The organism is Kribbella sp. NPDC031520 (genome assembly GCF_055580825.1).
In genome coordinates this window covers 23,508-49,163 of record NZ_JBVIKS010000005.1, presented here as the reverse complement: position 1 = coordinate 49,163, position 25,656 = coordinate 23,508, and the positions used below count along the sequence as shown (strand labels likewise).

23 protein-coding genes, 2 tRNA genes and 1 pseudogene are annotated in these 25,656 nt (G+C 67.5%); 14 read left to right on the top strand and 12 right to left on the bottom strand.

Going from position 1 to position 25,656, the window contains the following annotated elements:
- Positions 1-41: 41 nt before the first annotated feature.
- Entirely contained in the window at positions 42-614 is a 573-nt protein-coding gene (locus ACZ5BU_RS25420) for a TetR/AcrR family transcriptional regulator (protein WP_465702763.1), read from the top strand.
- Positions 615-1,017: 403 nt separating this feature from the next.
- On the opposite strand, the gene ACZ5BU_RS25415 is transcribed toward ACZ5BU_RS25420, so the two are convergent.
- The 6 genes from ACZ5BU_RS25415 to gyrB form a co-directional block, all read right to left on the bottom strand.
- Positions 1,018-1,093: transfer RNA gene (locus ACZ5BU_RS25415), tRNA-Ala, on the bottom strand.
- A 10-nt stretch (positions 1,094-1,103) separates the two neighbouring features.
- Positions 1,104-1,235 carry a DLW-39 family protein gene (locus ACZ5BU_RS25410; protein WP_209696738.1) on the bottom strand — a complete coding sequence of 44 codons (132 nt, stop codon included), beginning with the start codon at positions 1,233-1,235 and terminating at the stop codon, positions 1,104-1,106.
- A 36-nt stretch (positions 1,236-1,271) separates the two neighbouring features.
- Positions 1,272-1,345: transfer RNA gene (locus tag ACZ5BU_RS25405), tRNA-Ile, on the bottom strand.
- Between the two features lie 97 nt (positions 1,346-1,442).
- The gene (locus tag ACZ5BU_RS25400; RefSeq protein WP_465702761.1) at positions 1,443-2,288 is read right to left on the bottom strand and encodes a DUF3566 domain-containing protein; all 846 of its coding nucleotides are present in this window, start codon (positions 2,286-2,288) and stop codon (positions 1,443-1,445) included.
- Positions 2,288-4,882 (bottom strand): DNA gyrase subunit A, encoded by a 2,595-nt coding sequence (gene gyrA / locus ACZ5BU_RS25395; RefSeq protein ID WP_465703565.1) that lies wholly within the window; start codon positions 4,880-4,882, stop codon positions 2,288-2,290. Before gyrA ends, ACZ5BU_RS25400 begins: the two co-directional genes overlap by 1 nt.
- A gap of 107 nt (positions 4,883-4,989) precedes the next feature.
- Positions 4,990-7,035 carry a DNA topoisomerase (ATP-hydrolyzing) subunit B gene (gene gyrB / locus ACZ5BU_RS25390; RefSeq protein ID WP_465703564.1) on the bottom strand — a complete coding sequence of 682 codons (2,046 nt, stop codon included), beginning with the start codon at positions 7,033-7,035 and terminating at the stop codon, positions 4,990-4,992.
- 363 nt (positions 7,036-7,398) lie between these two features.
- Here gyrB and ACZ5BU_RS25385 point away from each other — a divergent pair, with 363 nt between their 5' ends.
- The 3 genes from ACZ5BU_RS25385 to ACZ5BU_RS25375 are packed head-to-tail and all read left to right on the top strand — an operon-like array spanning position 7,399 to position 9,196.
- On the top strand, positions 7,399-8,037 hold the full coding sequence (locus ACZ5BU_RS25385) for a hypothetical protein (RefSeq protein WP_465702759.1): 639 nt from the start codon (positions 7,399-7,401) through the stop codon (positions 8,035-8,037).
- Positions 8,034-8,642: a hypothetical protein gene (locus ACZ5BU_RS25380; RefSeq protein ID WP_465702758.1), complete on the top strand. Its 609-nt coding sequence runs from the start codon at positions 8,034-8,036 to the stop codon at positions 8,640-8,642. Before ACZ5BU_RS25385 ends, ACZ5BU_RS25380 begins: the two co-directional genes overlap by 4 nt.
- Positions 8,639-9,196 (top strand): hypothetical protein, encoded by a 558-nt coding sequence (locus ACZ5BU_RS25375; protein ID WP_465702756.1) that lies wholly within the window; start codon positions 8,639-8,641, stop codon positions 9,194-9,196. Before ACZ5BU_RS25380 ends, ACZ5BU_RS25375 begins: the two co-directional genes overlap by 4 nt.
- 10 nt (positions 9,197-9,206) lie before the next feature.
- Here ACZ5BU_RS25375 and ACZ5BU_RS25370 read toward each other — a convergent pair whose 3' ends face one another.
- The 6 genes from ACZ5BU_RS25370 to dnaA all read right to left on the bottom strand — a co-directional run bounded on the left by ACZ5BU_RS25370 (position 9,207) and on the right by dnaA (position 16,532).
- Positions 9,207-10,553 (bottom strand): hypothetical protein, encoded by a 1,347-nt coding sequence (locus ACZ5BU_RS25370; RefSeq protein WP_465702755.1) that lies wholly within the window; start codon positions 10,551-10,553, stop codon positions 9,207-9,209.
- A 49-nt stretch (positions 10,554-10,602) separates the two neighbouring features.
- Positions 10,603-11,166 carry a DciA family protein gene (locus tag ACZ5BU_RS25365; protein ID WP_465702754.1) on the bottom strand — a complete coding sequence of 188 codons (564 nt, stop codon included), beginning with the start codon at positions 11,164-11,166 and terminating at the stop codon, positions 10,603-10,605.
- Positions 11,159-12,298, bottom strand: coding sequence for a DNA replication/repair protein RecF (gene recF, locus ACZ5BU_RS25360; RefSeq protein WP_465702752.1), 1,140 nt, complete (start codon positions 12,296-12,298; stop codon positions 11,159-11,161). The genes ACZ5BU_RS25365 and recF overlap by 8 nt, the downstream gene beginning before the upstream one ends.
- 1 nt (position 12,299) lies before the next feature.
- On the bottom strand, positions 12,300-13,220 hold the full coding sequence (gene gnd / locus ACZ5BU_RS25355) for a phosphogluconate dehydrogenase (NAD(+)-dependent, decarboxylating) (protein WP_465702750.1): 921 nt from the start codon (positions 13,218-13,220) through the stop codon (positions 12,300-12,302).
- Between the two features lie 26 nt (positions 13,221-13,246).
- Positions 13,247-14,392 (bottom strand): DNA polymerase III subunit beta, encoded by a 1,146-nt coding sequence (dnaN, locus tag ACZ5BU_RS25350; RefSeq protein ID WP_465702748.1) that lies wholly within the window; start codon positions 14,390-14,392, stop codon positions 13,247-13,249.
- A 457-nt stretch (positions 14,393-14,849) separates the two neighbouring features.
- The gene (gene dnaA, locus ACZ5BU_RS25345) at positions 14,850-16,532 is read right to left on the bottom strand and encodes a chromosomal replication initiator protein DnaA (RefSeq protein WP_465703563.1); all 1,683 of its coding nucleotides are present in this window, start codon (positions 16,530-16,532) and stop codon (positions 14,850-14,852) included.
- Between the two features lie 1,498 nt (positions 16,533-18,030).
- Between dnaA and rpmH the strand changes: the two genes are divergently transcribed.
- The 10 genes and pseudogenes from rpmH to ACZ5BU_RS25295 form a co-directional block, all read left to right on the top strand.
- A complete protein-coding gene (gene rpmH / locus ACZ5BU_RS25340; RefSeq protein WP_130386492.1) occupies positions 18,031-18,168 on the top strand; it encodes a 50S ribosomal protein L34 in 138 nt (45 codons plus the stop codon).
- Positions 18,169-18,194: 26 nt separating this feature from the next.
- The gene (rnpA, locus tag ACZ5BU_RS25335) at positions 18,195-18,536 is read left to right on the top strand and encodes a ribonuclease P protein component (protein ID WP_465702747.1); all 342 of its coding nucleotides are present in this window, start codon (positions 18,195-18,197) and stop codon (positions 18,534-18,536) included.
- Positions 18,533-18,847 carry a membrane protein insertion efficiency factor YidD gene (gene yidD / locus ACZ5BU_RS25330; protein WP_465702745.1) on the top strand — a complete coding sequence of 105 codons (315 nt, stop codon included), beginning with the start codon at positions 18,533-18,535 and terminating at the stop codon, positions 18,845-18,847. Before rnpA ends, yidD begins: the two co-directional genes overlap by 4 nt.
- A 9-nt stretch (positions 18,848-18,856) precedes the next feature.
- A pseudogene (yidC, locus tag ACZ5BU_RS25325) lies at positions 18,857-19,837 on the top strand (membrane protein insertase YidC); the annotation flags it as partial.
- A 329-nt stretch (positions 19,838-20,166) separates the two neighbouring features.
- Positions 20,167-20,691, top strand: coding sequence for a Jag family protein (locus ACZ5BU_RS25320; RefSeq protein ID WP_465702744.1), 525 nt, complete (start codon positions 20,167-20,169; stop codon positions 20,689-20,691).
- A gap of 7 nt (positions 20,692-20,698) precedes the next feature.
- Positions 20,699-21,370 carry a 16S rRNA (guanine(527)-N(7))-methyltransferase RsmG gene (gene rsmG / locus ACZ5BU_RS25315; protein ID WP_465702742.1) on the top strand — a complete coding sequence of 224 codons (672 nt, stop codon included), beginning with the start codon at positions 20,699-20,701 and terminating at the stop codon, positions 21,368-21,370.
- A 485-nt stretch (positions 21,371-21,855) separates the two neighbouring features.
- Positions 21,856-22,791, top strand: coding sequence for a ParA family protein (locus tag ACZ5BU_RS25310; RefSeq protein ID WP_465702740.1), 936 nt, complete (start codon positions 21,856-21,858; stop codon positions 22,789-22,791).
- A 163-nt stretch (positions 22,792-22,954) separates the two neighbouring features.
- Positions 22,955-23,920 carry a ParB/RepB/Spo0J family partition protein gene (locus tag ACZ5BU_RS25305; RefSeq protein ID WP_465702739.1) on the top strand — a complete coding sequence of 322 codons (966 nt, stop codon included), beginning with the start codon at positions 22,955-22,957 and terminating at the stop codon, positions 23,918-23,920.
- 845 nt (positions 23,921-24,765) lie between these two features.
- Positions 24,766-24,978 (top strand): hypothetical protein, encoded by a 213-nt coding sequence (locus ACZ5BU_RS25300; protein WP_465702737.1) that lies wholly within the window; start codon positions 24,766-24,768, stop codon positions 24,976-24,978.
- 37 nt (positions 24,979-25,015) lie between these two features.
- Positions 25,016-25,656: hypothetical protein (locus ACZ5BU_RS25295; protein WP_465702735.1), on the top strand; the 641-nt coding region annotated here is incomplete at its 3' end.

Here is a 25,656-nt window from a genome sequence, read left to right as displayed (position 1 = left end):
TAGCCTAGGTTATACGGTGACGTATAGACGAAAGGTGCAGCGTGGGCGCGAGACGTACACCACGTGACCGCTGGGTCGAGGAGGGGCTGGTCGCCCTGGCGGCCGGTGGCCCGGACGCTGTGCGTGTCGAGGTCCTGGCCAAGAAGCTCGGCGTCACCAAGGGCGGCTTCTACGGCTACTTCGCCGACCGCGACGCGCTGCTCACTGCGATGCTGGACACCTGGGAACGCGAGGCCGTCGACGAGGTGATCGCCCGCGTCGAGCGTGAGGGCGGAGATCCCCGCACCAAGATCAGCCGCGCCGGCATACTCACCTTCTCCGACGATCGTCTCCGCCCCATCGACCTGGCCATCCGTGACTGGGCCCGTCGCGACGACGCCGTCGCCCAGCGCCTGAACCGCGTGGACAACCGACGCATGGACCTGCTCCGCGAGATGTTCGGCACCTTCTGCCCCGATCCCGACGAGGTCGAAGCCCGCAGCCTCCTCGCCTTCTGCCTCGCCATCGGCGCCCCGTCCCTCACCACCGACGACGGCCCCCGCTCCCGGGTTCTCACCCGCGCCCTAGACCTTCTTCTGGACCGCCACCCACCACAGAACGAGGGCATCCGCTGAGCTGCCATCATCGGTTGCATGCGGGTCGACTTGGCTACGGGACAACTCAACGCGATGGAGCGCGGACAGTTCACAGCTCCCGACGGCGCCGTGTACGTGAGGCGCAGCACCAAGGCCAAGCGTCGATCCTGCGATGAGGCGATCGCTCATAGATCACCGCTCGTCCTGTACTACTGGGCCGGCCATCAGCTGGACTGGCTAGACGGAGACGATGCCCAACATGAGTGGACGGTGGTTCGGGAACGTGTCACCACTGAGCCGCGGCTGCGGGGCGACTTGGAGTGGACCGCCGGCTTCTGGCATGCGGAAGATGGCCGAACCGCCCTCGTACTGACAGGCCACTGCTGACATCAGCCAAGCTGAGTCAGCCGGCGACCACATCACCAACTTGGAAGAACGGAAGTGGTGGAGACGAGGGGACTTGAACCCCTAACCCCTGCCTTGCAAAGGCAGTGCTCTGCCAGTTGAGCTACGCCCCCGTGAGGGTGGTCAGTGGCCCGGGGTTACCGGGTCGGCTACCTCGGCCCAGAGATCCTTTTCGGCGCGGGACTGCTGGGTCTTCTTGTAGACGAAGTATCCACCGACGCCGGCCAGCAGCACCAGCAGGAACTTTCTCAGCACTGGGACTCCTCGGATCTGGCTTCACAAAAGTGAGGGTGGGCCTAACTGGACTTGAACCAGTGACCTCTGCCTTATCAGGGCAGCGCTCTAACCGTCTGAGCTATAGGCCCGCGTACTGCGGTGTCGAACCCGGGAGAGATTACCGCACCAAGTGCCGTACTCCCAAACCGGTTACGGCCGGGCCATCGAAGGCCCGGCCGGGGCCGGTCAGTCCTCCGACGCCAGCGTGACTTCGAGGCCGCCGAGGAGCGTGGCGGCGATGTTGTAGAGGAAGGATCCGAGGGTCGCGAGGGCGGTGATGATCAGCACGTCGGCGCAGGCGAGCAGGGTGGTGAACCCCATCACCTTGCCGGTGTTGATGTAGTTCTCCACCCGGAACGGTTCGCCGGTCGGCGTACCGAGGACTTCGCGGACGGTCGAGTTGATGTTGTCGAAGACACCGGCCGCGCCGATCGCGGACCAGATGATGAAGACCGCGACCCAGGTGACGATACCGAAGGCGATCGCGAGCAGGAACGCCGTCTTCATCACCGACCACGGGTCGATCCGGGACATCCGCAGCCGCGCCTTCCGCGTCTGCGGCCGGCTGGACGCCTTGGTGTCGAGCCGGGCTTGCTTGGCCTCGGCGCGCTCGGCCCGCTCCGCGGTCTTGTCCGGCTTCGCCGCTGTCACCGCGGCGGCCTTGTCCATCACTGCCTGACGGGCCGCGTTCATCCGGTCACCGAACGACTCGGTCTTGGCTTCCGGTTGTTCGCCGTACGACGCCGCACCGATGGACGCACCGTTCGCCCACGGCTCCGGTCGGCCCGGCGTACTCGGGGAGGGCTGCGGCGGGGCGGCCGGTCTCGGCTGCGGGCGGTACTCGCCCGACGGCCGCTGGCCGATCGGCGTACCTGTCCTCTGCTGGCCGCCGGCGCCGGGGACGCCGCTGGAACGACCGTTGGAAGCCGGGTTGGCCGGGGCGGCAGACGTCTTCCCGCCCGGCGCGGTGCGCTGGGACTCGGAGCCGTCGGCCGCACCTTCAGGCCATGTCGGCCTCGCGCGGTTGGTCATCAGTCACCCTCCTGGCCGGCTTCGTCGCTTTCGACGGTAGCCGCGCCGTCAACCTCCGTCGAACGCTCGTCACCATTCTGGACGCTCTCAGAGGTGGATTCGGTTGTCGATCCGTCCACATTCTGGGCATCTCCAGGGACAGTACCCGCCTCGGCGGCCTCTGACTCGTCCAGAGCGACGGTCAGATCGGTGTTCCGGGCGATCGCGACCACCGCGTCGGACTCGCCGACCCCGGCGAACCGGACGCCCATCGTGTCCCGGCCCTTGACCGGCACGCTGTCGACCCGGCTGCGGACGACCTGGCCGCTGGCCTTGATCGCGAGCACCTGGTCGTCGTCGGTCACGATGATCGCCCCGACCAGCGAACCGCGCTCGTCGTTCAGCTTGACGGCCTTGATCCCGAGCCCGCCGCGACCCTGCTGGCGGTACTCCGAGACGCGCGAACGCTTGGCGTACCCGGCGTCGGTCACGGTGAAGACGAACTGTGCGTCCTCCTCGGAGCCGGCCCGGATCACCGACATCGACAGCAGCTCGTCGCCGGAACGGAACTTCATCCCGGTGACGCCGGAGGTCGCCCGGCCCATCGGCCGCAGCTGCTCGTCGTTCGCGGTGAAGCGGATCGACTGACCCTTGCGGGAGACCAGCAGCAGGTCGTCCTCAGCGGTGGCCAGGTCGGCGCCGATCAGCTCGTCGTCGTCCTCGCGGAAGTTCACCGCGATGATGCCGCTCTGCCGCGCCGAGTCGTAGTCGCGCAGGGCCGTCTTCTTGACCAGACCCTTCTTGGTCGCGAGCACCAGGTAGTCGGACTGGTCGTAGTCACGCAGCGTCAGGACCTGCGCGATCTCCTCGTCCGGCTGGAAGGAGAGCAGGCCGGCCACGTGCGAACCCTTCGCGTCCCGGGCGGACTCGGGCAGCTGCCACACCTTGGCCCGGTAGACCCGGCCCTTGGTGGTGAAGAACAGCATCCAGTGGTGGTTCGTGGTGGCGAAGAAGTGGCTGATCTCGTCCTCGGCCCGCAGCTGCGCGCCCCGGACACCCTTGCCGCCGCGGTTCTGCGTCCGGTAGAGGTCGGTCTTCGTACGCTTCGCGTACCCGCCGCGGGTGATCGTGACGACCACGTCCTCGTCCGGTACCAGGTCCTGCACCGACAGGTCGCCGTCGGCGGCGATGATCTCGGTACGCCGCTCGTCGCCGTACTTCTCGACGATCTCGCCGAGCTCGTCCTTGACGATCGTGCGCTGCCGCAGCGGGCTGCCGAGGATGTCCTCGAGGTCGGCGATGATCGCCTCGAGCTCCTGCAACCTGGCGACAGTCTTCTGCCGCTCCAGTGCGGCGAGCCGGCGCAGCTGCATCTCGAGGATCGCGTTCGCCTGGATCTCGTCGATGTCCAGCAACTCCATCAAGCCGGTACGCGCCTCGTCCACGTCCGGGCTCCGCCGGATCAGCGCGATCACCTCGTCGAGGGCGTCCAGAGCCTTCACGTAACCGCGGAAGATGTGAGCGTTCCGCTCGGCCTCACGAAGCCGGTACCGGGTACGCCGCTGGATGACCTCGATCTGGTGGTCGATCCAGTGCTTGATGAACAGGTCGACGCTCAGCGTCCGCGGTACGCCGTCCACTAGCGCGAGCATGTTGCAGCCGAAGGTGTCCTGCAGCTGAGTGTGCTTGTAGAGGTTGTTCAGTACGACGCGGGGCTGCGCGTCACGCTTCAGCACGACGACGAGCCGCTGACCGGTCCGGGACGAGCTGTCGTCGCGGATGTCGGCGATACCGTTCATCTTGCCCGTGTTGACCAGCTCGGCGATCTTCAGCGCCAGGTTGTCCGGGTTCACCATGTACGGCAGCTCGGTGACGACCAGGCTGGTCCGGCCCTTCGCGTCTTCCTCGATGTCCACGACCGCGCGCATCGTGACCGAGCCGCGACCGGTGCGGTACGCGTCGTCGATGCCCTTGTAGCCGACGATCAGCGCGCCGTTCGGGAAGTCGGGGCCCTTGATGTTCTGCAGGCAGGCCTCGAGCAGCTCCTCACGGGTCGCGTCCGGGTGCTCCAGCGCCCAGTCGACCGCGGCCGCGACCTCACGCAGGTTGTGCGGCGGGATGTTCGTCGCCATACCGACCGCGATACCGGACGAGCCGTTGACCAGCAGGTTCGGGAAGCGGGCCGGCAAGATCACCGGCTCCTGCGACTTGCCATCGTAGTTCGGCCGGAAGTCGACCGTGTCCTGGTCGATGTCCCGGACCATTTCCATCGCCAGCGGCGCCATCCGGCACTCGGTGTACCGCATCGCGGCCGCCGGGTCGTTGCCCGGGGAGCCGAAGTTGCCCTGGCCCTGGATCAGCGGCGCGCGCATCACCCACGGCTGCGCGAGCCGGACCAGGGTGTCGTAGATCGCCGAGTCGCCGTGCGGGTGGTACTGACCCATGACGTCACCGACGACGCGGGAGCACTTGTTGAAACCACGGTCCGGCCGGTAGCCGCCGTCGTACATCGCATAAAGGATGCGGCGGTGCACCGGCTTGAGGCCGTCGCGGACCTCGGGCAGCGCGCGGCCGACGATGACGGCCATCGCGTAGTCGAGGTACGACTGCTGCATCTCGGTCTGCAGGTCGAGCGGCTCGACCCGGTCGTGGCCCGGCGAGGTGGGGGTCTCGGTCATGAAAAGTCCCGTTCAGATCAGTACGTCGGTAAGCAGCGGCGAGATCAGATATCGAGGAAGCGAACGTCCTTGGCGTTGCGCTGGATGAAGCTGCGCCGCGCCTCGATGTCGTCGCCCATCAGCGTCTGGAACGTCTCGTCGGCGCGGATCGCGTCGTCGAGGGTGATCTGCAGCAGCACCCGGTTCGCCGGGTCCATCGTGGTGTCCCACAGCTCGTTCGCGTTCATCTCACCCAGACCCTTGTAGCGCTGGATCGGGTTCTCCTTGGGCAGCTTCTTGCCGGCCTCGTAGCCGGCCTCGAGCAGGCCGTCGCGCTCACGGTCGGTGTAGGCGAGCTCGTCCGGCTGGTTGCTCCAGCGGATCTTGTACAGCGGCGGCTGCGCGGCGTACACATGACCGCGCTCGATCAGCGGCCGCATGAACCGGAACAGCAGCGTCAGCAGCAGGGTCCGGATGTGCTGGCCGTCGACGTCGGCGTCGGCCATGATCACGATCTTGTGGTACCGGAGCTTCTCCTCGTCGAAGTCCTCGTGGATACCGGTGCCCAGCGCGGAGATGATCGCCTGGACCTCGTTGTTCTGCAGAACCTTGTCGATCCGGGCCTTCTCGACGTTCAGGATCTTGCCGCGGATCGGCAGGATGGCCTGGAACTTCGGGTCCCGGCCGCCCTTCGCGGAGCCACCCGCCGAGTCACCCTCGACGATGTAGACCTCGCACTCCTCCGGGTTCGTCGACTGGCAGTCGGCCAGCTTGCCCGGCAGACCGCCGCCGCCGAGCAGACCCTTCCGGTTGCGGGCCAGGTCGCGGGCCTTGCGGGCCGCGATCCGGGCGCTCGCCGCGGCGCTCGCCTTGCGGATGATCTCGCGGCCCTCGGCCGGGTTCTGCTCGAACCAGGCGCCGAGCCGGTCGTTCACGACCCGCTGGACGAAGCCCTTCACCTCGGTGTTGCCGAGCTTGGTCTTGGTCTGGCCCTCGAACTGCGGCTCGGCGAGCTTGACCGAGATGATCGCGGTCAGGCCTTCCCGGATGTCGTCACCGGTGAGCCTGTCCTCTTTCTTCTTGATCATGCCCTGGTCCTCGCCGAAGCCGTTGACCAGTGAGGTGAGCGCGGCCCGGAAGCCCTCTTCGTGCGTACCGCCCTCGTGGGTGTTGATCGCGTTCGCGAAGGTGTGCACGGACTCCTGGAACGAGCCGCTCCACTGCAGCGCGACCTCGAGGCTCATCGTGTCGTCGGCGGCGGCCGCCTCGAACGAGATCACGTCGCGGTGCACCGTCTCGCGGATCCCGGTCAGGTACTTCACGTAGTCGACCAGGCCGTCGTCGTACCGGAACGACTGCTGGAGCGGCTTGCCGTCTTCGTCGAAGTGGTCCGGACGCTCGTCCCGGATCACCAGCTCGAGGCCCTTGTTCAGGAAGGCGTACTCGCGGAAGCGGGTCGCCAGCGTCTCGTAGGAGTACGTCGTGGTCTCGAAGACGTCCTCGCTGGCCCAGAACGTGATCGTCGTACCGTTCGAGGTCGAGGTGCCGATCTCGGCGAGGTCGGCGTCCGGGACGCCGTTCGTGAAGGACTGCGTGTACAGCTTGCCGTTCTTCTTCACGTCGACCTGCAGCCTGGTGGACAGCGCGTTCACGACCGAGACGCCAACGCCGTGCAGACCGCCCGACACCTTGTAACCGCCGCCGCCGAACTTGCCGCCGGCGTGCAGGACCGTCAGTACGACGGTGACGGCCGGCTTGCCCTCGGACTCGACGATGTCGACCGGGATACCGCGGCCGTTGTCGTCGACGCGGACACCGCCGTCGGCCAGCAGCGTCACGACGATGCGATCGCCGTACCCCGCCATCGCCTCGTCGACGGCGTTGTCGACCACTTCGGTGACCAGGTGGTGCAGACCACGCTCACCGGTGGACCCGATGTACATCCCCGGCCGCTTGCGGACCGCGTCCAGCCCCTCCAGGACCTGGATCGCGCTCGCGTCGTACTCCCGCTCGACGACGTTCGACGGGATCGCGTCGAGCATCGCGGGAAGCTCCGCGGCTACGGGGGTGTCACTGGGGCCGATGGGGTCGGCGGACTGGTTGGCGTCGATCTCGATCGGCTCGTCGGTCACCGGTGGTTGTCCTCCTCGGACCCCGCGTTCGCGAGGCATCGCGGCACAGTAGAGCCGCCCTCCACGGTGATGGCAGAGGTGCGGCTCGCTCTACGTCGTCCATTCTACCTGTCGACCGAAGCAGAACCTGCCACCAGGCGGCTGAAACTCACCTCAGGGCGTCTTTTCTCCCTCGTCGCCATGTCCCCTCTCGCGGGAGGGGGGCCGGAAAGGCCTCACGGGCACTCAGTGGCCTTCGGGTGTTTCGCGGCTGACGGTTTCGGTACCGACCGGTCCAGTCCGCATACCCGGGTGCCGGGCGGCCTGTCCGGCGCGCACCCACGGACCCTTAGGATCGCAGCCGTGGAAAGTCTCGACGAGGTCATCGATGCGATGATCGCCGACCGGGTGATTCACCGGCACCGGCGGATCTGGCTGGTTGTGATCGCCCTCGTCGTGGCGGCGATCCTGGTGGTGCTGGCGACCGGCGGCTGGAAAGAGAAGAAAGGCCGTACGGTGCCGACCCTGGAGGCGCCGGCGACGGTGACGGCCGGGCGGTTCGAGTTCACCTTCACCAAGGCGGAGATCGTCCGCAAGCCGAAGACCGACTACAGCAAGGCCGAGACCAGCCTCAAGGTGTACTTCACCGCGAAGAACATCGACTCCGAGGAGCAGACCAGCGAATCGGTGAGCGGCAATCTGCTCCGCCTCGTCCCCGGCGGCGGCAAGGACCTGGTCGAGTCGAACGGCGGAGCCTGCAACGGCGACAACCTGAACTGGGTGCTGGTGTACGGACTGCCACCGGAGGACTGCAGTACGAAGTTCGACGTCGATCCGGACTTCTCCGCCGACGTCGTCGAGATCGGCGTACTACAGGAGCACTACGAGGGTGACAACGCGACGCTCGGCGCGAACCCGAAACCGTACTGGCACAACGAGGACGCGGCCGCGGTCGTCCGGCTGAAGCCGACCGTCGTTGTCGACGACGGGAAGACCAAATGAAGCTGTACCGCCCCGCGACCGTCCTGGTCGGCCTGCTGTTCGTGCTGCTGGGCGGCGTGATCCGGCTGGCGGGCTCGGACCACGTCTACCACGACACACCGAACCTGGCGATCGTAAGCGGCCAGATCGGCAAGTCGCTCGAGTACGCCGGCAGTGGCTCGACGATGAAGGTGGTCCGGATCGAGTTCGCGCGGAAGATCCTCAGCGCAAAGGCGAGTGACGACGACAAGCCGCTCGACACCAACGGCATCTACGTCGCGGTCGAATGGGATTCGGTCCGCGGCATCACCAAGCCGATGGGGTTCACTCCGACCCTGACCACCGACAGCGGCAGCGTGTACGCACCGGTGAGCGACCCGACCGAGAGCAGCATCGACTTCCCGGACGCCGGCTTCGCGCGGACCGGGACGGTCGTGTTCGAGGCCAACCCGGCCGACCTGAAGGGCCTGACCCTGAGACTCAAGCCGAGCCTGTTCTTCAACGTCTACAGCTCCGAGATCCGCGTCGACCTGGGCATTCCGACCGAGGCCATCGCTCAGCAGATGGTCGACAGCGCCAAGGACCAGTACGTCGTGAACGGCGCCGTCACCCGGGTGGCGTCATGACCATCGGAGGCCGGGCGACCCGGCTGGTCGTACAGATCCTGGTACTGACCGCGCTGCTGGCGGTCGCGACGTTCGTCATGCTGCGCCCGTACCTCAGCGACGACGAGCGGGTGTACGAAGAGGGCCGGATCGACCAGGTCGTCAGCAAGGGACCGGTGACGGTCTCGGACGTCGAGTGGAAGCTCGAGTCGATGAAGGCCTACACGACCCTCCTGGACGGCGACGGTGAGCCGATCGATCTCGCCGGCCCGGCCGGGACCACCATCGTGGTGGCCACGCTCACGGTGACTCCGAAACGGGGCACGTACCTCAAGGACCACAGCTTCACCTGCGACGCCGTACTGCGCGACAGCAAGGGCAACACCTGGGACGACACCCAGGCGTACGGCTACCCGCTACCGACGTACTGCGGTGACGACGACCATCCGTTCACGATGGACAAGCCGGCGCAGATCGCGAAGATCTACATCGTGCCGAAGGACGACGTACCGAACCTGATCGGGATCACCACCGAGGACTTCTACCTGCACAAGCGGGTCCTGATCACGCCCTGACCCGCGAGGCTCAGGCGTTGGCAGGCGCCGGCTGGACGATCTTCTTCGGCGCCTTGGCCTCGGCGATCGCCTTCGCCTCGACGCGGCGCTCGCTGCCGACCGAGATGCACAGGTCGAACGCGGCGGCCAGCAGGGCGATCCGCAGCGGCTCGAAGACGAGGCCCTCGATCAGGCTGGAGATCTCCATGTTCATCAGGCCCCAGTACTGCCCGTGGATGCCGATCAGCCGCTCGATCGCGACGAAGGCCCAGTCGTCGGCGAGCCACCAGAACGTGTAGACCAGGCACACGACCCCGAGGAACACCGGGCCGACCCGGACGAGCAGCCGGAGCGCGTTGAGCGCCGGGTAGAACTTCTCCCGCAGACCGCCCAGCAACAGATCCGGTGCCTTGGCGGTCAGACCGACCAGCCGGCCGCGCTGCGCCTCCTCCTGCTGGGCGCCCTGCGCACCGAGCCGGCGCTCGAGCCGCGTGCCGCGGAAGACGCCGCCGCTGGACAGCACCCGGTGACCGAAGACCACGGTGGTGATCGCGAGCCAGGTCAGTGGCTCCGCGATGCCGTCCTTGAACAGCGGCCAGAGCGAGTCCCAGAAGAATCCCCAGAGGAACTCGATGCCGGCCGGGATCGGGATGTGGATCTTCTCGAAGAAGCCCTTGAAGCCGTCCCACCAGTCCAGCGACCAGTACCAGAAGCTCCGGTCCTTGAACCACAGCTTGCCCTCGGAGACCGCGAACGGCGTGATCACCACGGTCAGCAGGACGAAGAAGGACTCCGCCCAGACCTGGGCGAACTTCACCGGCCGGCTCGGCCACCGGTCGTCGACGGACTGCAGCACCCGGCGGAGCACCAGCAGGGTGATCAGCGCGGGGAGGTAGCTGTGCCAGCTGTGGATTCCTACCTTGAAGAATCCCGAACCTTGCTGCGCGCCGTTCTGGACCAGATCGGTCGCGCTCAGCTGACTGACCTGCTTGTCGAAGAAGCCCCAGGCCGACCAGACCGCGACCAGCGGTAGGAGCGTCACGGCCAGCAGCTCCAGCAACCCGCGCTGGGTCGGGTCCGAGGTCTCCTCGGCCTCGCTGCTCGCCGCGTCCCGCCAGCGGTACAGCGACATCGCGCAGGTCCGGATCATGCCGACCGTCGCGGCGATCTGCAGCAGCACGCCGACCGCGAACAGACCGGTACCAAGACTCGAGTGCAGGTGCTTGGCCAGCCAGATCGCACCCTGCGAGCAGACCGTGAAGCCGAGGAACCCCGCCACCCACCAGGCGCTCATGGGCAGCACGTTCTTCCACCAGAGCCGGAACGTATCCCCGATCAGGTGGACCATCTCGCGAAAACCGTCAACGAGCGTGCGCATCGCGCCCGATCCTAGGGGAGCCGTGGGTCCTCGCGGCAATCGAGCCCGGTTATCCGTAGGTGTCCCGTGGGCCGCGGCCGCCGCGGACGGTGCGGGTGCCCTTGCGCCAGGTGTAGGTGTTGGGGCCCAGGACCTTGACCTGGGTGACGGTGCCTTCGCCCAGTTCGGCGTTCAGGCGGAAGAGGAGTTGGGGGACGAGGAGGTCGAGTTGGACCTTCCACGCGGTGGACGACGTACGGACCGTGAGCACGGTGTCGTCGTACGACTCCGGCGTGCAGTGTTCGGCCATTTCGGGGCCGACGATGGTCTGCCAGCGGGCCATCACGCCGTGAACGGCGACGTCGACCTCCCAGCCCTGGTCGCGCATCAGCCGGCCGAGGGTGTTGGTCAGCTTTTGTGGGTCACGCTCGTCGGGACGCGCGCTGCTGATCTGGGCGCCGTCGATCCGCGGCCGGCGGCGGCGCTTGACCGGCTTGATGCCGCCCTTGGCCGCCTGTTGCTTGAGTCTTCCCGCCAGCGACTTGGCCAGGTCCAGACCCTGCTTGTCGTGCTCTTCTTCGTTCGCTGCGTCGTTCTCAGGGACGTTGTCAGAGGAATCCGGGGGTTCAGGCACGCCGAACGACCCCTTCACCCACCTCGAAGCGCACCCCGCTGAGCTCAGCGGGTACGTCAGCGCCGACCGCCGCGGTCACCAGTACCTGCTCGGCCGGTGCGACCAGCTCGGCCAGCCGGTCCCGGCGCTGCGAGTCCAGCTCAGCGAACACGTCGTCGAGGATCAGCACCGGTTCACCTCCGTCCGCGCGAAGCAGTTCGTACGAGGCCAGTCGCAGCGCGAGCGCGAACGACCAGGACTCACCGTGACTCGCGTACCCCTTCGCGGGCAAGTCCCCGAGCCCGAGTACGACGTCGTCGCGGTGCGGTCCCACCAGCGAGACGCCGCGGTCCAGCTCGTCCTGCCGCTTCTCCTGTACGGCGGCGAGCAGGACGTTCTCGAGCTGCTCCCGCGACGTCACGCCGGGCTCGAGCAGTACGGACGACTTGTACTCGAGCCGGGCGTCACCCTTGCCGCGGGCAACAGCGTCGTACGAGCTGGAAACCAGCGGCCGCAGGGCTTCCAGCAACTCGAGCCGGGTTGCGAGCAGCTCGGCCCCACTGCGGGCCAGGTTCGAGTCCCAGACCTCGAGCGTACGGAGTTGGCTCTCGGCGGCACTCGACCGGTTCTGCCGGCGGGCCTGTGAGGCGCTCCGGAGCAACGAGTTCCGTTGCTTCAGCACCCGGTCGTAGTCCTGCCGTACGCCGGCCATCCGGGGCGCGCGCAACGTCAGCAGCTCGTCGAGGAACCGGCGACGCTCGGACGGGTCGCCCTTCACCAGCGCGAGGTCCTCCGGCGCGAACAGCACCGTCCGGAGCAGGCCGAGCACTTCCCGTGGCCGCGGTACCGGCGAGCGGTTGATCCGGGCACGGTTCGCCTTGCCCGGGTTGATCTCCAGCTCGACCACCACGTCCCGGTCGTACTGGCTGCGGATCTCGGTCCGTACGATCGCCCGGGTGGCGCCGGCCCGTACCAGCGGCGCGTCGTTCGCCACCCGGTGCGAGCCGAGGGTCGCGGTGTAGTGGATCGCCTCGACCAGGTTGGTCTTGCCGTGGCCGTTCGGCCCGACGAAGGCCGTCACGCCCTGAGCGAGCTGGACCTCCGCCTGCTGGTAGGACCGGAAGTCGAGCAGACCCAGGGCGGTGACGTACACCTCAGTGCGTGGGTGGGGTGGCGTACGACGGGTCGGCGGCCTCGGCGCCCTTCACCGCGTGACCACCGAACTGGTTGCGCATCGCCGCGATCGCCTTCATCGCCGGCGAGTCCTCCTGCCGGGACGCGAACCGCGCGAACAGCGCCGCCGAGATGGCCGGCACCGGTACGGCGAGGTCGATCGCGGCCTCGACGGTCCACCGGCCCTCGCCGGAGTCGTCGGCGTACCCGCGGATCTTCTCCAGGTGGTTGTCGTCCTCGAGCGCGTTCACCAGCAGGTCCAGCAGCCAGGACCGGATCACGGTGCCCTCGCGCCAGGACTGGAACGCCTCCGGCACGTTCTCCACGATGTCGGCGGCCTCGAGCAGTTCGTAGCCCTCGGCGTACGCCTGCATGATGCCGTACTCGATGCCGTTGTGGACCATCTTCGAGAAGTGCCCGGCGCCGACCTTGCCGGCGTGCACGAAGCCGAACTCGCCCTCGGGCTTCAGCGCCTCGAAGATCGGCATCACGACGTCGACGGTGTCCTTGTCGCCGCCGCACATCAGCGCGTAGCCGTTCTCCAGGCCCCAGACGCCGCCGGAGACACCGCAGTCGACGAAGCGGATGTTCTTCTCGGCGAGCTGCGCGGCGCGGCGGGTGTCGTCGGTCCAGCGGCTGTTGCCGCCGTCGATCACGATGTCGCCGGGGGACAGCAGCTCGGCGAGCTCGGTGACGACCGGGTCGATGGCCTGCACCGGCACCATCACCCAGACGACCTTCGGCTGGTCAGTGGCGGTCAGCTTGCCGACCATGTCGGCAAGATCCTTGGAGTCGGATATGTCCTGGTTACTGTCGAAACCGACCACGGTATGGCCGGCGTTGCGGATCCGCTGGCGCATGTTGCCGCCCATCCTGCCGAGACCGACAAGGCCGAGCTCCATCTGAATCCCCTTGTTCTGTTGGCTTTTCAGCTGTTCAGGCGGACCGGCATCAGCACGTACCGGAACTCGCTGATCGGTTCGCCGTCGAAGTCCCGCACACCGGTCAGTTCGGCCGGCTTCGTCGCCTGCGTGAAGGCCAGGTGCGCGACCGGCGTACCGATCGCACCGAGACCGTCGAGCAGGTACGTCGGGTTGAAGCCTACGGTCACCGGATCGCCGACCACCCGGGCCTCCAGCGACTCGGACGCCTGCGCCTCGTCGCCGCTGCCGGCGTCGAGGGTGACGCTGTCCTCGTCGAACGTCAGCCGGACCGGGGCGTTCCGTTCCGCGACCAGGGCGACGCGCTTGACCGCCTCGACCAGCGTCGCGGTGTCGATCCGGACCCGGGTCGCGATCGCCGCGTCGGTCGGGATGATGCCGCGGACCTTCGGGAACTCGCCGTCCAGCAGTCGGGTGGTGGCGCGCCGGTTGCCACCGGACACCTGACCCTCGAAGCCGACGATGCCGTCGCCGGTACCGGGAGCGGCCAGCGACACGATCACGTCAGAACCGGTCATCGCCTTCGCGGTCTCGGACAGCACCCGGGCCGGCACCAGCGCGGCAGCGGACGCGTCGGGGGACTGCGGGTTCCACTCGAGCTCACGGATGGCCAGCCGGTACCGGTCGGTGGCCAGCAGGGAGATCGTGGAGCCCTCGATCTCGACCCGGACCCCGGTCAGCACCGGCAGGGTGTCTTCGCGGCCGGCCGCAGTGACCACCTGCGAGACGGCCTGGGCGAAGACGTCGGCCTTCACCGTGCCGCTGGCGGCCGGGAGCTCCGGCAGAGCCGGATATTCCTCGGTGGGAAGCGTCTGGAGCGTGAAGCGCGAGCTGCCACAGGTGACTTGAGCCTTCGCTCCGTCCACGGCGAAGTCCACGGGCTGGTTCGGAAGGCTCTTGGAGATGTCGGCGACCAGCCGGCCGGAGATCAGGCACTTGCCGGAGTCCGCCACCTGCGCGGGCACAGTGACCCGGACCGAGGTCTCGTAGTCGAAGCCGGACAGAGTGATCTGCCCGTCCTCGGCCTCGACCAGAAGGCCGGCAAGGATCGGGACGCTGGGACGACTGGGCAAACTGCGCGCGGCCCAGGCCACCGACTCGGCCAGTACGTCGCGCTCGACGCGAAACTTCACCGCTGGGTGCCTCCTGTTTCGGCTGTGTGCCAGGCAGATCCTGCCACGGACAAGTGTGCTGTGCGCCAATCAGGCCGGACGTGGCGCTTCGGGCGGGTCGCGTCGGCGTCGTGCCGGTCGTGCTCGTACTGCCTCGGTTGCTGCTCTCGGGAACAGCCTGACAGGTCCCGCAAGCCGGCGCGAGATCGGGGTTTTCCCCAGATCGGGCCGCTCGATCGTTTTGTGGCTTTCGAGCTCTCTATAGATTCCATAGTGTTCTTAGCACCGGTGGATACTGTGGAAAAGCGCCGACTTCGCAGGTCAGACCACGAATTGCCATGTGGACGCCGTGTGGACAGTCCTCGCTTCGGTTGAGGACAGCCGTGGACGGAGAATTCTGTCCCCACAGCTGATCCACACCCTCGACCGAGGTTTCCCACAGTTTTCCACAGTTGTGTCCCCAGCCTGTGCGTCCCGATTACTGCTGCTTCGCCTGGTGTTTGATCCGGTTCGTCAGCTCGGTCACCTGGTTGAAAACGCTGCGCCGTTCGGACATCAGCTGCCGGATCTTCCGCTCCGCGTGCATCACCGTCGTGTGGTCGCGGCCGCCGAACTGCTGGCCGATCTTCGGCAGTGACAGATCGGTGAGCTCGCGGCACAGGTACATGGCGATCTGCCGGGCGGTCACCAGCACGCGGCTACGGCTCGAGCCGCAGAGGTCGTCGATCGAGAGACCGAAGTACGACGCGGTCTGGCCCATGATCATGCTCGCGGTCACCTCGGGCTTGCTGCCCTCGGGGATCAGGTCCTTCAGCACGATCTCGGCCAGGCTCAGGTCGACGGGCTGCCGGTTCAGGCTGGCGAAGGCGGTGACGCGGATCAGTGCACCCTCGAGTTCCCGGATGTTGGTCTGGACCTTGGACGCGATGAACTCCAGCACCTCCGGCGGCGCGGTCAGCCGCTCGGTGGCCGCCTTCTTCCGGAGGATCGCGATCCGGGTCTCCAGGTCGGGCGGCTGGATGTCGGTGATCAGGCCCCACTCGAACCGGTTCCGCAGCCGGTCCTCCAGCGCCTCCAGGCGTTTCGGCGCGCGGTCGGAGCTGATCACGATCTGCTTGTTCGCGTTGTGCAGCGTGTTGAAGGTGTGGAAGAACTCTTCCTGCGTCTGGATCTTGCCTTCCAGGAACTGGATGTCGTCGATCAGCAGTACGTCGACATCGCGGTACCGGCGCTGGAACTGGGACGCCTTGTCGTCGCGGATCGCGTTGATGAAGTCGTTGGTGAACTCTTCGCTGGAGACGTACCGAACGCGTGCGCCGGTGTAGAGGCTGCGTACGTAGTGGCCGATCGCGTGCAGCAGGTGGGTCTTGCCCAGACCGGAGTCGCCGTAGATCAGCTGCGGGTTGTACGCCTTGCCCGGTGCTTCCGCGACCGCGACGGCGGCCGCGTGCGCGAACCGGTTCGAGCTACCGATGACGAACGTCTCGAACGTGTACTTCGGGTTCAGCCGGGCCTCACCCTGTGCCTCGGTGGCCGGCTGGCTCGAACCGTTGGGCGGCGGCGCGACCGAGCCGAGCGGCTGCCCGAACGTCTGCTGCGGGGCAGGTTGTTCGTACTGCGGCCGGCTGAACTGAGGACCGTTGTCCGGGTCGGTCAGCGCGGACTGGATCGTCGGCTGGTAGGCGCCGTCGGTGCGCAGCGGCTCACGTACTGGCGGCGGTTGCTGCTGGGCCGGCTGCTGTGCGTACTGCGGCTGCTGCAGCGCGGACTGCTGAAGTGGCTGCTGCGGGTGCTGCTGGGGTTGCCGCTGCTGTTGGGGTTGCTGCTGTGGCTGTGCGGGCTGGTGCTGGGGCTGGTGCTGTTGCGCCTGCTGGTCGCGCAGCTCGGGGTCGAGGGACGGGTCGACGGTGACGGCGATCCGGATGTCGCGGCCGAAGCTCTCGGTGAGGATGCGCTCCAGGTCGGGGCGTAGTCGCGTCTCGAGCTGGCCGCGGGTGAAGTCGTCGGGAACGGCGACGATCGCGGTGCTCTCGTGCAGGGTGACGGGACGGGAATTGGTCAGCCAGGCGCGCTGGTTCGGCGGCAGGCCGGCCAGTACTCGTGCCCAGCCTTCACCTAGGTCGGTAACAGCAGGCGCGGCCTCAGCTGGACGCTGCTGCACCGGCTGCTGCACTGGCTGGTGCGGCACGTGCTGCTGCGGGGGCGGCTGCTGATGCACCTGCTGTTGGTGGACCTGGTGGTGTGGGACTTGCTGCTGGGGCGCTTGCTGTTGAGGCGCTTGCTGTTGGGGCTGCTCCTGCCGGTGCTGTTGCTCCACGACTGGTTGCGGCTCAGCCTGGCCTGGTGCGGGCTGCTCCTGCTCGTGAGAGCTCTGGGCGTTGGCCTGCTGTGGCTGCGACACGTGCTGCTCCGGGAGCTGTGGTGCAGCTGCGTCAGCAGACGGGAGCTCGACGGGAAGTCGATCGGCAGTTGGTCCGTCGTCCGATGACCAATGGTTGGTGGTTGAGTTGTCCACACGTGCCTCGCCCTCGTTCGGTACCGAGCCAGCTGCGTTGGCGTTGCCGGTACCCCATTCCGCCGCACCCCAGGCGTTGCCCGGAGCAGGTGGGCGGAAGTTGCCGACGGCCGGGGCCGCACCGAAGTACGTCGTACCTACGGTGGGCATGGGTGGGCCGGCCGGAAGATCGGTGGCCGCCCGTTCGAGCTCGGAGCGGTAGCCGTACGGCGCCGGCGGGGGCGCAGGACGGTAACCGAAGGCCGAGGGCTCAGGCATCGGGATCGGGAGCGACGGGCTCAGGTAGTCGCCCGGGTCCATCCGCGGCGTCGGCGCCTGTTGCGCGCGAGGTGCCGGCTCGATCCGGGGCAGTGGTTCGCTCCGCGGCAGGGACTCGGTACGGGGCGTGGGCTCCGGCGCGGGTGGTACCTCGGTCCGGAAGTTCGCTTCGGGTTCGGGCCGGATGTCGTCGGGCTCGGGCCGGAGGTCCCGCCGGCGGTCGGCGCCGTGATCCGTCCGGTCCTCGGCCGCCGTGAATTCCGCCGGTGTGAATTCCGCACTGGCGGAATGGTCCTCGACCACGCGTTGCTCCCCGAATCCATCGCTGCGGTGGCCGGCGCGTTCCGGAGGGATCCGGGCGGCGCGACCGTTCGACCCGACACCGTGCCGCCGCTCTGTCCACACGGTTGTCCACAGTTGTGAACGACCGCCGGAGCGGATTGGTTACCGATTGCGGGGTGTGGGACCTCTGGTGTGAGGGAGTGACGCTAACAAGGTTGACCAGCCACCTTCAAGCCGTCATCCACAGGCTATGAACAGGAAATTGGGGGCAACCTGCGGCGTGTCGGGTGGACGCCGGAGCGTAGTCATGGTTGGCGATCGCTCTCTGTGGCGACTTGGTCCGGACAGTGACGACGACTGCGGCAACCACTTACCCACTACCTTGTCCACAAGTCTGTGGAAAACTCTGGGGATACCTGGTTTGACCTGTCCACAGGGCGCCACGTACCGTGGATCGGTCGGTGTTGAGCCGGCCCTTTCGTGCTGCGCTCCCTGCGAGACCACCCTCTGGGTCCTCCGGCGGTGGTGCAGGACTGCACCAGGGCAGATCCAATCAGTGGATTTGTCGACAAATTTGTGATCTCGAGTAACCGGAGTCATTCCAGTGAGCAAGCGGACGTTCCAGCCGAACAACCGTCGCCGGCACAAGAAGCACGGCTTCCGTCTTCGGATGCGTACCCGTGCGGGTCGCGCGATCATCGCCGCCCGCCGTGGCAAGGGTCGTCAGCGCCTCGCGGCCTGAGCGACCCGTCTGACGGTGACCACCTCGTGTTGCCCGCGTCGAACCGGTTACGCCGGTCCGACGACTTCCGTCGCGCCGTCCGTTCCGGTCGGCGCGCGGCGCGACGCGCGGTGGTCCTGCATGTGCTCACGGAGGCCGGGCAGCCCGGCCCCCCACGCGTCGGATTCGTTGTGAACAAGGCGGTGGGCAACGCGGTTCTGCGGAACCGGGTCCACCGCCGTCTGCGTGCTGTGCTGGCATCGCGACTCCCGGATCTGCCGGCCGGCAGCCTGACGGTCGTTCGCGCACTGCCGTCGTCCGCCGCTTCGTCGTACGACGAACTGGTCGCGGACGTCGACGCCGCGCTTCGCCGATTGTCGGCACCATGATGCGGTTCAATCCCGTCCGCAGCGGGATCATCGGTTTCCTGAAGCTGTACCGCCTGCTGATCAGCCCGATGTACGGGCAGGTGTGCAGGTTCTACCCGAGTTGTTCGGCGTACGCCCTGGAGGCGGTCGAGCGCCACGGTGCGGTGCGCGGTAGCTGGCTGGCGATGAGGCGACTCATCCGCTGCCACCCGTGGAACCCCGGCGGCTACGATCCCGTTCCACCCAAAGATGTCGACCAGCGCGGAGCGTCTGTCTCCGCCAACCAGCCCGGACCGTCAGCCGACGCCGGGCCTGTGCAGCGAGGTGTGTGAGTGACTCTTCTGGCCATCCCCGGGCTCGCGGTGTGGGACGGGATCGTAGACCTGTTCAACACGGTCATGACGCCGCTGTACTGGGCCGTATCGGCACTGCTGGTCGGGTGGCACTGGCTCCTCAGCCAGGTGCTCGACCCGAACAGCGGCTGGGCGTGGGCGCTGTCCATCGTCGGTCTGACCGTCACCATCCGGACCCTGCTGATCCCGCTGTTCGTGCGGCAGATCCGCTCCAGCCGGAACATGCAGTTGCTGCAGCCGAAGATGAAGGAGCTGCAGAAGAAGTACGGCCACGACCGGGAGAAGCTCGGTCAGGAAATGATGAAGCTGTACAAGGAGACCGGGACCAACCCGTTCTCCTCGTGCCTGCCGCTGCTGCTCCAGTCGCCGATCTTCCTGGCGCTGTTCCGGGTGCTCGACTACGCCGCCAAGGGCCAGTGGCACAGCGAGATCATGAAGCCGTACGTCAACTCGCTGCAGCACGCGAAGATCTTCGGCGCGGAGATCTCGCAGACCTTCCTGAAGGCGAACGGCAGTGGCGCCGGCAACGTCAAGGTCGTCGCGATCGTCCTGATCATCCTGATGACGGCGACCATGTTCACCACGCAGCTGCAGCTGATGCGGAAGAACATGCCGAAGGAGGCCCTCGAGGGCCAGGCCGCCCAGATGCAGAAGATCATGCTGTACGTCTTCCCGATCTTCTTCCTGGTCGGTGGCTTCAACTTCCCGATCGGTGTGCTGGTCTACTGGTTCATCTCGAACCTGTGGACGATGGGCCAGCAGTTCTACGTGATCCGCCGCAACCCGGCTCCGGGCACCGCGGCGTACGACGCGATGCAGGCCCGCAAGCGCGAGCACAACCTGCGCCACGGCCGCCCGGCCGACGAGAACGTCCCGGGTACTGCGGGTGCCGCCACCGCCACCGACACCACGGACCGGCGTCCGGCTCAGCGGCAGCAGCCGAAGCGCCAGTCGCGCAGCGACCGGAAGACGGGTCCGGCCGCGAGCAACGGTCAGACCTCGGCCGCCGAGGACGAGGCTCCGGTCCAGGACGAGACGCCTGCCAAGCAGGACGCACCCAAGAAGACTCAGGCCCCTGCCGCGAAGAAGCAGCCGGCCGCCAAGAAGGGTTCGGGAGCCAAGCGCCAGCCCGCGGCGAAGTCGGCCGCGCAGAAGCGGGCCGCCCAGAAGCGCTCCGGCGGCTCGCGCTGACCCAGCGCGTCCGCGAGCGATTCCCTTTCTTGTACTGCAGCGCCATTTGAACTGCGAGGTCCCCGTGGGGCGGATCTTGACACTATGAAGAAGTCTAAGGAGTGGCCGTGACCGACGGCATGCAGAACACCGAGACGGCGGAAGAGTCCGCCGGCCCGAAGGGCTCCGCATCGGAGCGCCTGAAGGCCCTTGAGGCGGAGAGCGACATCGCCGCCGACTACCTCGAGGAGTTGCTCGACATCGCCGACCTGGACGGCGACATCGACATGGACATCGACGGTGACCGGGCCGCGGTCTCGATCGTCGGCGCCGAGCTGAACAACCTGGTGGGCGAGAACGGCAAGGTCCTGGAGGCGCTCCAGGAGCTGACCCGGCTCGCCGTGTACCGGGAGACCGGCGAACGTTCCCGACTGATGCTGGACGTGTCGAACTACCGGGCCAACCGGAAGGCCGAACTGGAAGAGGTCGGCCGGAAGGCGGTCGAGGAGGCGAAGGCCACCGGTACGCCGGTCCGGCTCGACCCGATGACGCCGTTCGAGCGCAAGGTCGTCCACGATGTCGTCGCGGCCGCCGGCCTGACGTCGGAGTCCGAGGGCGAGGAGCCCCGGCGCCGCGTGGTGGTCCAGCCGTGAAGGCGCTATGACCGAGGAAGTTTCACGTGAAACGCCGCCGCTCGTGGACAAGCTGTTTCCACGGGCGGCGGCTCGGCTTTCGGCGTACGCCGAGCTGCTCGCGACGCAGGGCACGCTCCGCGGACTGATCGGCCCGCGGGAGGTGCCGCGGCTCTGGGATCGGCACCTGTTGAACTGCGCGGTCGTCGAACGGCTGATCCCCGAGGAGTCGTCGGTCGCCGACATCGGCACCGGTGCGGGTCTGCCGGGCATCGTCCTGGCGATCGTTCGTCCCGACCTGCACGTCGACCTGGTCGAGCCGCTGCTCCGGCGGACGACGTTCCTCCAGGAGGCGGTCGACGCACTCGAGCTCCACAACGCGACGGTGGTCCGCGCCCGGGCGGAGGAGCTGCCGCCGGCGTCGTACGACGTCGTCACCTCTCGGGCAGTCGCCCCGTTGGCGAAGCTGGCCCGTTGGTGCCTGCCGCTCTGTGTCGAAGGCGGGCTGATGCTCGCGATGAAGGGATCCTCCGCAGAGGAGGAACTTGACGGCTCAGAGCGCGAATTGATGAAGCTTGGCGCAGAGCTTTGTCATATTCACCAACTCGGCGGCGATGAACTGGCCCACCCCACGACTGTGGTGAGTATTGTGGCCGGACGTGCTGCAGGGGGATCCGGGCACGGTCGACACGGGAGGTGAGCGGGTTGGTGAGTCGTGCCCTCGGATGGCCCGAGAAGAGCACCGGTGAGCCGAGGTCTTCACAGGGCATCGGCTGGCCGACCGAAGCGGACTCTTCAGTTCGCGTGGTGACTCCGGACCTTGCTCCCGAGCCCGCCCCGGCCCCGGCGCCCCCGGTCGTCACCGAGCCACCGATCGACTCCTCGAGACTCCGGGCGGTCGCGGCGGCTGGCCTCGACGGACCAACTGCTGACGAAACCGGCTCCGTTTCACGTGAAACGCCGGAGATGCGGGATGATGGTTCCCGGCCCGGTTCGGCGTCTCTGGTGGACGTCGAACCGGACCTTTCGGAATCTCCACCGCCTGTGGATGACCACCGCATGAAACTGCCCCTGCACACGGGAATTCATCCACAGACGCCTGTGGATGGAGCTGGGGGTAGACCCGCTCCGACCCCTACAGACATCCTTTTCGGGCCAAGTCCCGCACCTATTGGAATGGGCGCTATGACTGCCGCACAGATCGCCGCGCGGGCCACGTCGGACGAGCTTCAGCGACGACTTCTCGAGACTCCGATCGCCGCCGCCACCGAACGGACCCTGCTGGTGAATGAAGGACGCACAATGGGCCGCGAGTTCCCGCTGCCCGCTCAGACCCGGGTGTTCGTCGTCGCCAACCAGAAGGGCGGTGTCGGCAAGACCACCACGACCGTAAACGTCGCCGCCGGGCTGGCGCTCTACGGCGCGAAGATTCTCGTGATCGACCTGGACCCGCAGGGCAACGCGTCGACGGCCCTGGGCATCGACCACGCCGAGGGCACGCCCGGTGTGTACGAGGCGATCATCGAGGGCGAGCCGCTGAGCAAGCTGACCCAGCCGTGCGCCGAGCACCCCGGCATCCAGGTCATCCCGGCGACGATCGACCTGGCCGGCGCCGAGATCGAGCTCGTCAGCCTGGTGGCCCGCGAAAGCCGGCTGAAGAGTGTCCTCGAGGCCTACCTGTCGGAGACCGAGGCCGCGGGCGAGAAGTACGACTACGTCTTCATCGACTGCCCGCCGTCGCTCGGCCTGCTGACGGTGAACGCGCTGACGGCCGCGCGCGAGGTGCTGGTCCCGATCCAGAGCGAGTACTACGCGCTCGAGGGCCTGTCCCAGTTGCTACGCCACATCGACATGGTGAAGTCCCACCTGAACCCGGGGCTCGACGTGTCGACGATCCTGCTGACGATGTACGACGCCCGGACGAAGCTGGCCGGCGAGGTCGCGGCCGAAGTACGAGGTCACTTCAAGGACGCCGTACTGCGGACCGCCGTGCCGCGCTCGGTGCGGATCTCGGAGGCGCCGAGCCACGGGCAGACCGTGCTCGCGTACGACCCGGCGTCGGCCGGCGCATTGTCGTACCTGGAGGCGTCGCGAGAGATCGCGATGCGGAACAACGCCTGAAGGTCCGCGGTGACAGGCAGCCGTTCCACGTGAAACGGATGTGTGGTGTGGTCCCGTTTCACGTGAAACGAGACACGGGGGCCGGTGCGGGAGCAGCGGTGTCCGTTCGGCGTTGTGATAGTCCAGCAGTAGCTCAGCAGGATGTCGAACTCGAGGGAGCGCGATGAACACCCGACTCGGACGCGGACTTGGTGCGCTGATCCCCAGCTCGCCGGCGCCTGGTACCACGACGACCCTCGGCAGCAAGTCGAACTCGATCCCCGGCGCACCGCCGGTACCGAGGCCGGCTGAGCAGGGACCGGAGCTCGCCGCCGTACCCGGTGCGTCGTTCGCGGAGATCGACGTCGAGAAGATCACGCCGAACCCGAAGCAGCCGCGGACGGTCTTCGACGAAGAGGCCATGGACGAGCTCGTCCATTCGGTCAAGGAGATCGGCCTGCTGCAGCCGATCGTCGTGCGGAAACTCGAGGACGACAAGTACGAGCTCGTCATGGGCGAGCGTCGGTGGCGCGCGACCCAGGCGGCCGGGCTGGAGACGATCCCGGCGATCGTCCGGGAGACGTCCGACGATGCGATGCTCCGGGACGCGCTGCTGGAGAACCTGCACCGCAGCCAGCTGAACCCGCTGGAAGAGGCGGCGGCGTACCAGCAGATGCTCGACGACTTCGGCTGCACGCAGGAAGTCCTCGCTACACGCATCGGTCGCTCGCGCCCGCAGATATCCAACACGCTGCGCCTGCTGAAGCTGCCGGCTTCCGTCCAGCGTCGCGTCGCGGCCGGTGTCTTGTCCGCGGGGCACGCGCGAGCCCTGCTGGGCCTTCCGAGTGGCGACGCGATCGAGCGCCTCGCCCAGCGGATCGTTGCCGAGGGCCTCTCCGTCCGAACCGTCGAGGAGATCGTCGCTCTGGGCGACATGAACGGCGACGACCCGACTCCACCCCGCCGCCGCAACAAGCCGGTGGCCCCGCGGCTGGTGGACCTCGCCGATCGCCTCTCGGATCGCTTCGAGACCCGGGTAAAGGTCGACCTGGGCAAAACCAAGGGCAAGATCACGGTCGAGTTCGCCTCACTGGACGATCTGGAACGAATCGTCACCCTGATGGACCCGAACAAGACCCAGGACTCCTGACCAAACCTGCACCGCACACCTGCGGACAGGTACGCGCGACCGGACCGGCCAGTGGGTGGGGGCCCTGCGGAACCTGATCGCGATTGGGCGGAGTTGTGGCGGTTGGACCCACCCATGGCAACTGGGCCCACCCTGGCAACTGGGCCGACCTATGGCGACTCAGCCGCCTCATGGCGACTGGGCCGACGCGACGTGCTGCGGTCTGCCCGCGCCGAGAGGGGCGGCGGCGAGAGCGCTGGCGGCACGCGAGTCGGTGCGTGCTCGGGCGAGACAGCCGGGCCGAAGATCCCCGATCACGGGCGAGGCTGTCGACGCCAGGATCGCGTGCGAGGAGCGGCAGGTCCGTCGGGGTCGTCCCGCAGAGGAAGTCAGGTAGGGCCGACGCGCGACGGGTTGGCAGCGTCGACACCCCCGGAAGGGTCGCCGCTCGTCCGGTGGGCGTACTCGCGCCATGGAGGAAGGGAGCGCCGATCCGATGCCCCCTTCCGCCGACGGAGGGCGGCTGCCGTGGATGGCGCGCGAGCACTTCAGATGCGGGTCGGAGGCCGGAATCGGGCTCTTGGGGGCGTGATGGTGACGGATTTGGGCTTGGAATCACAGGAATGTAAGTCGCCCCGGTCGGCTTAGGATCGCGCTCTTGGAGATAGTTCGGGGTTCCAAGTACAGCGTTATCTCGGCATGGGGATTTGTCGACAAAGTCATCTGCGGACTTGGGTCAATGTTTCATGTGAAACATTGCGACCCGGTCAGCGAGAGAGGGTTCGAACTGCCGTCCGGTCCCCGGCAGTTGATCGCGCTGCTGGCCTTCAACGGCCGGACGGTCGTATCAGCCGTACTGTCAGTGGATGGAGTGGTTGCTGTTCGCGGTGTTCGGTGGCGGTGTCGCGCTCGCGGCACGCCATCTGTGGGATCGGCGCGCTGCTCGACGTGAGGATGTCGGGGAGCTGAGTCAGATCCGGAAGGTCGCGGACGAGGACATCACGCTGCTCGGTGAGGAGTTGTCGCGGCTCGGGACGGACGTCGCCGGGGCGCGAGTTCGACGCCGAGACCCGGTGTGACTATCAAGCCGCGCTCGATGCCTACGATTCGGCTCAGGTGGCTGTCGGCGGGTTGCGCACGGCCGACGCGATCAGCACGATCACCGACACGCTGGCAACCGGACGCTACGCGGTGACCTGTGTTCGCGCCCGGGTCGCCGGTGTAGCCGTGCCCGTGCGGCGGGTGCCGTGCTTCTTCAACCCACAGCACGGTCCGTCGACCAGCGACGTGGTCTGGACCCGGCCCCGACACGGGACGCGCACCGTGCCGGCCTGCGCGCAGGACGCCGCGCGAGTGGGTGTCGGTGACCAGCCCGAGATCCGTTATGTACAGCTCGGCTCCCGCCAGGTGCCGTACTGGGAGGCCGGCCGGGCCTTCGCGCCCTACGGTCAGGGCTACTTCGCCAGCGCCGGTGAGGGTGCGAGTTTCATCCCCATCTCGGGGTTCGACGGCCTGTCAGGCGGCCTCGGCGCCTGGGGCGACACCTGGGGCGGAGGCCACGCAGGCGGCGGGCACGGTGGCGGCGGGCACGGTGGCGCCGGTGGACACGGCTCAGGCGGTCACGACGGCGGCAGCCACGGCTCGGACGGTGGTGGACACGGCGGTGGTGGACACGGCGGTGGTGGACACGGCGGTGGTGGACACGGCGGTGGTGGACACGGCGGTGGTGGACACGGCGGTGGTGGACACGGCGGTGG

Bases quoted from the DNA above. Each gene is read 5' to 3' on its own strand.
- ACZ5BU_RS25400 (WP_465702761.1), bottom strand. From the start codon at position 2,288: ATGACCAACCGCGCGAGGCCGACATGGCCTGAAGGTGCGGCCGACGGC.
- gyrA (WP_465703565.1), bottom strand. From the start codon at position 4,882: ATGCAGCAGTCGTACCTCGACTACGCGATGGCCGTCATCGTCGGCCGC.
- ACZ5BU_RS25380 (WP_465702758.1), top strand. From the start codon at position 8,034: ATGAAGCTGTACCGCCCCGCGACCGTCCTGGTCGGCCTGCTGTTCGTG.
- ACZ5BU_RS25375 (WP_465702756.1), top strand. From the start codon at position 8,639: ATGACCATCGGAGGCCGGGCGACCCGGCTGGTCGTACAGATCCTGGTA.
- ACZ5BU_RS25370 (WP_465702755.1), bottom strand. From the start codon at position 10,553: ATGCGCACGCTCGTTGACGGTTTTCGCGAGATGGTCCACCTGATCGGG.
- gnd (WP_465702750.1), bottom strand. From the start codon at position 13,220: ATGGAGCTCGGCCTTGTCGGTCTCGGCAGGATGGGCGGCAACATGCGC.
- yidD (WP_465702745.1), top strand. From the start codon at position 18,533: ATGATGCGGTTCAATCCCGTCCGCAGCGGGATCATCGGTTTCCTGAAG.
- rsmG (WP_465702742.1), top strand. From the start codon at position 20,699: ATGACCGAGGAAGTTTCACGTGAAACGCCGCCGCTCGTGGACAAGCTG.
- ACZ5BU_RS25310 (WP_465702740.1), top strand. From the start codon at position 21,856: ATGACTGCCGCACAGATCGCCGCGCGGGCCACGTCGGACGAGCTTCAG.
- ACZ5BU_RS25305 (WP_465702739.1), top strand. From the start codon at position 22,955: ATGAACACCCGACTCGGACGCGGACTTGGTGCGCTGATCCCCAGCTCG.
- ACZ5BU_RS25300 (WP_465702737.1), top strand. From the start codon at position 24,766: ATGGAGTGGTTGCTGTTCGCGGTGTTCGGTGGCGGTGTCGCGCTCGCG.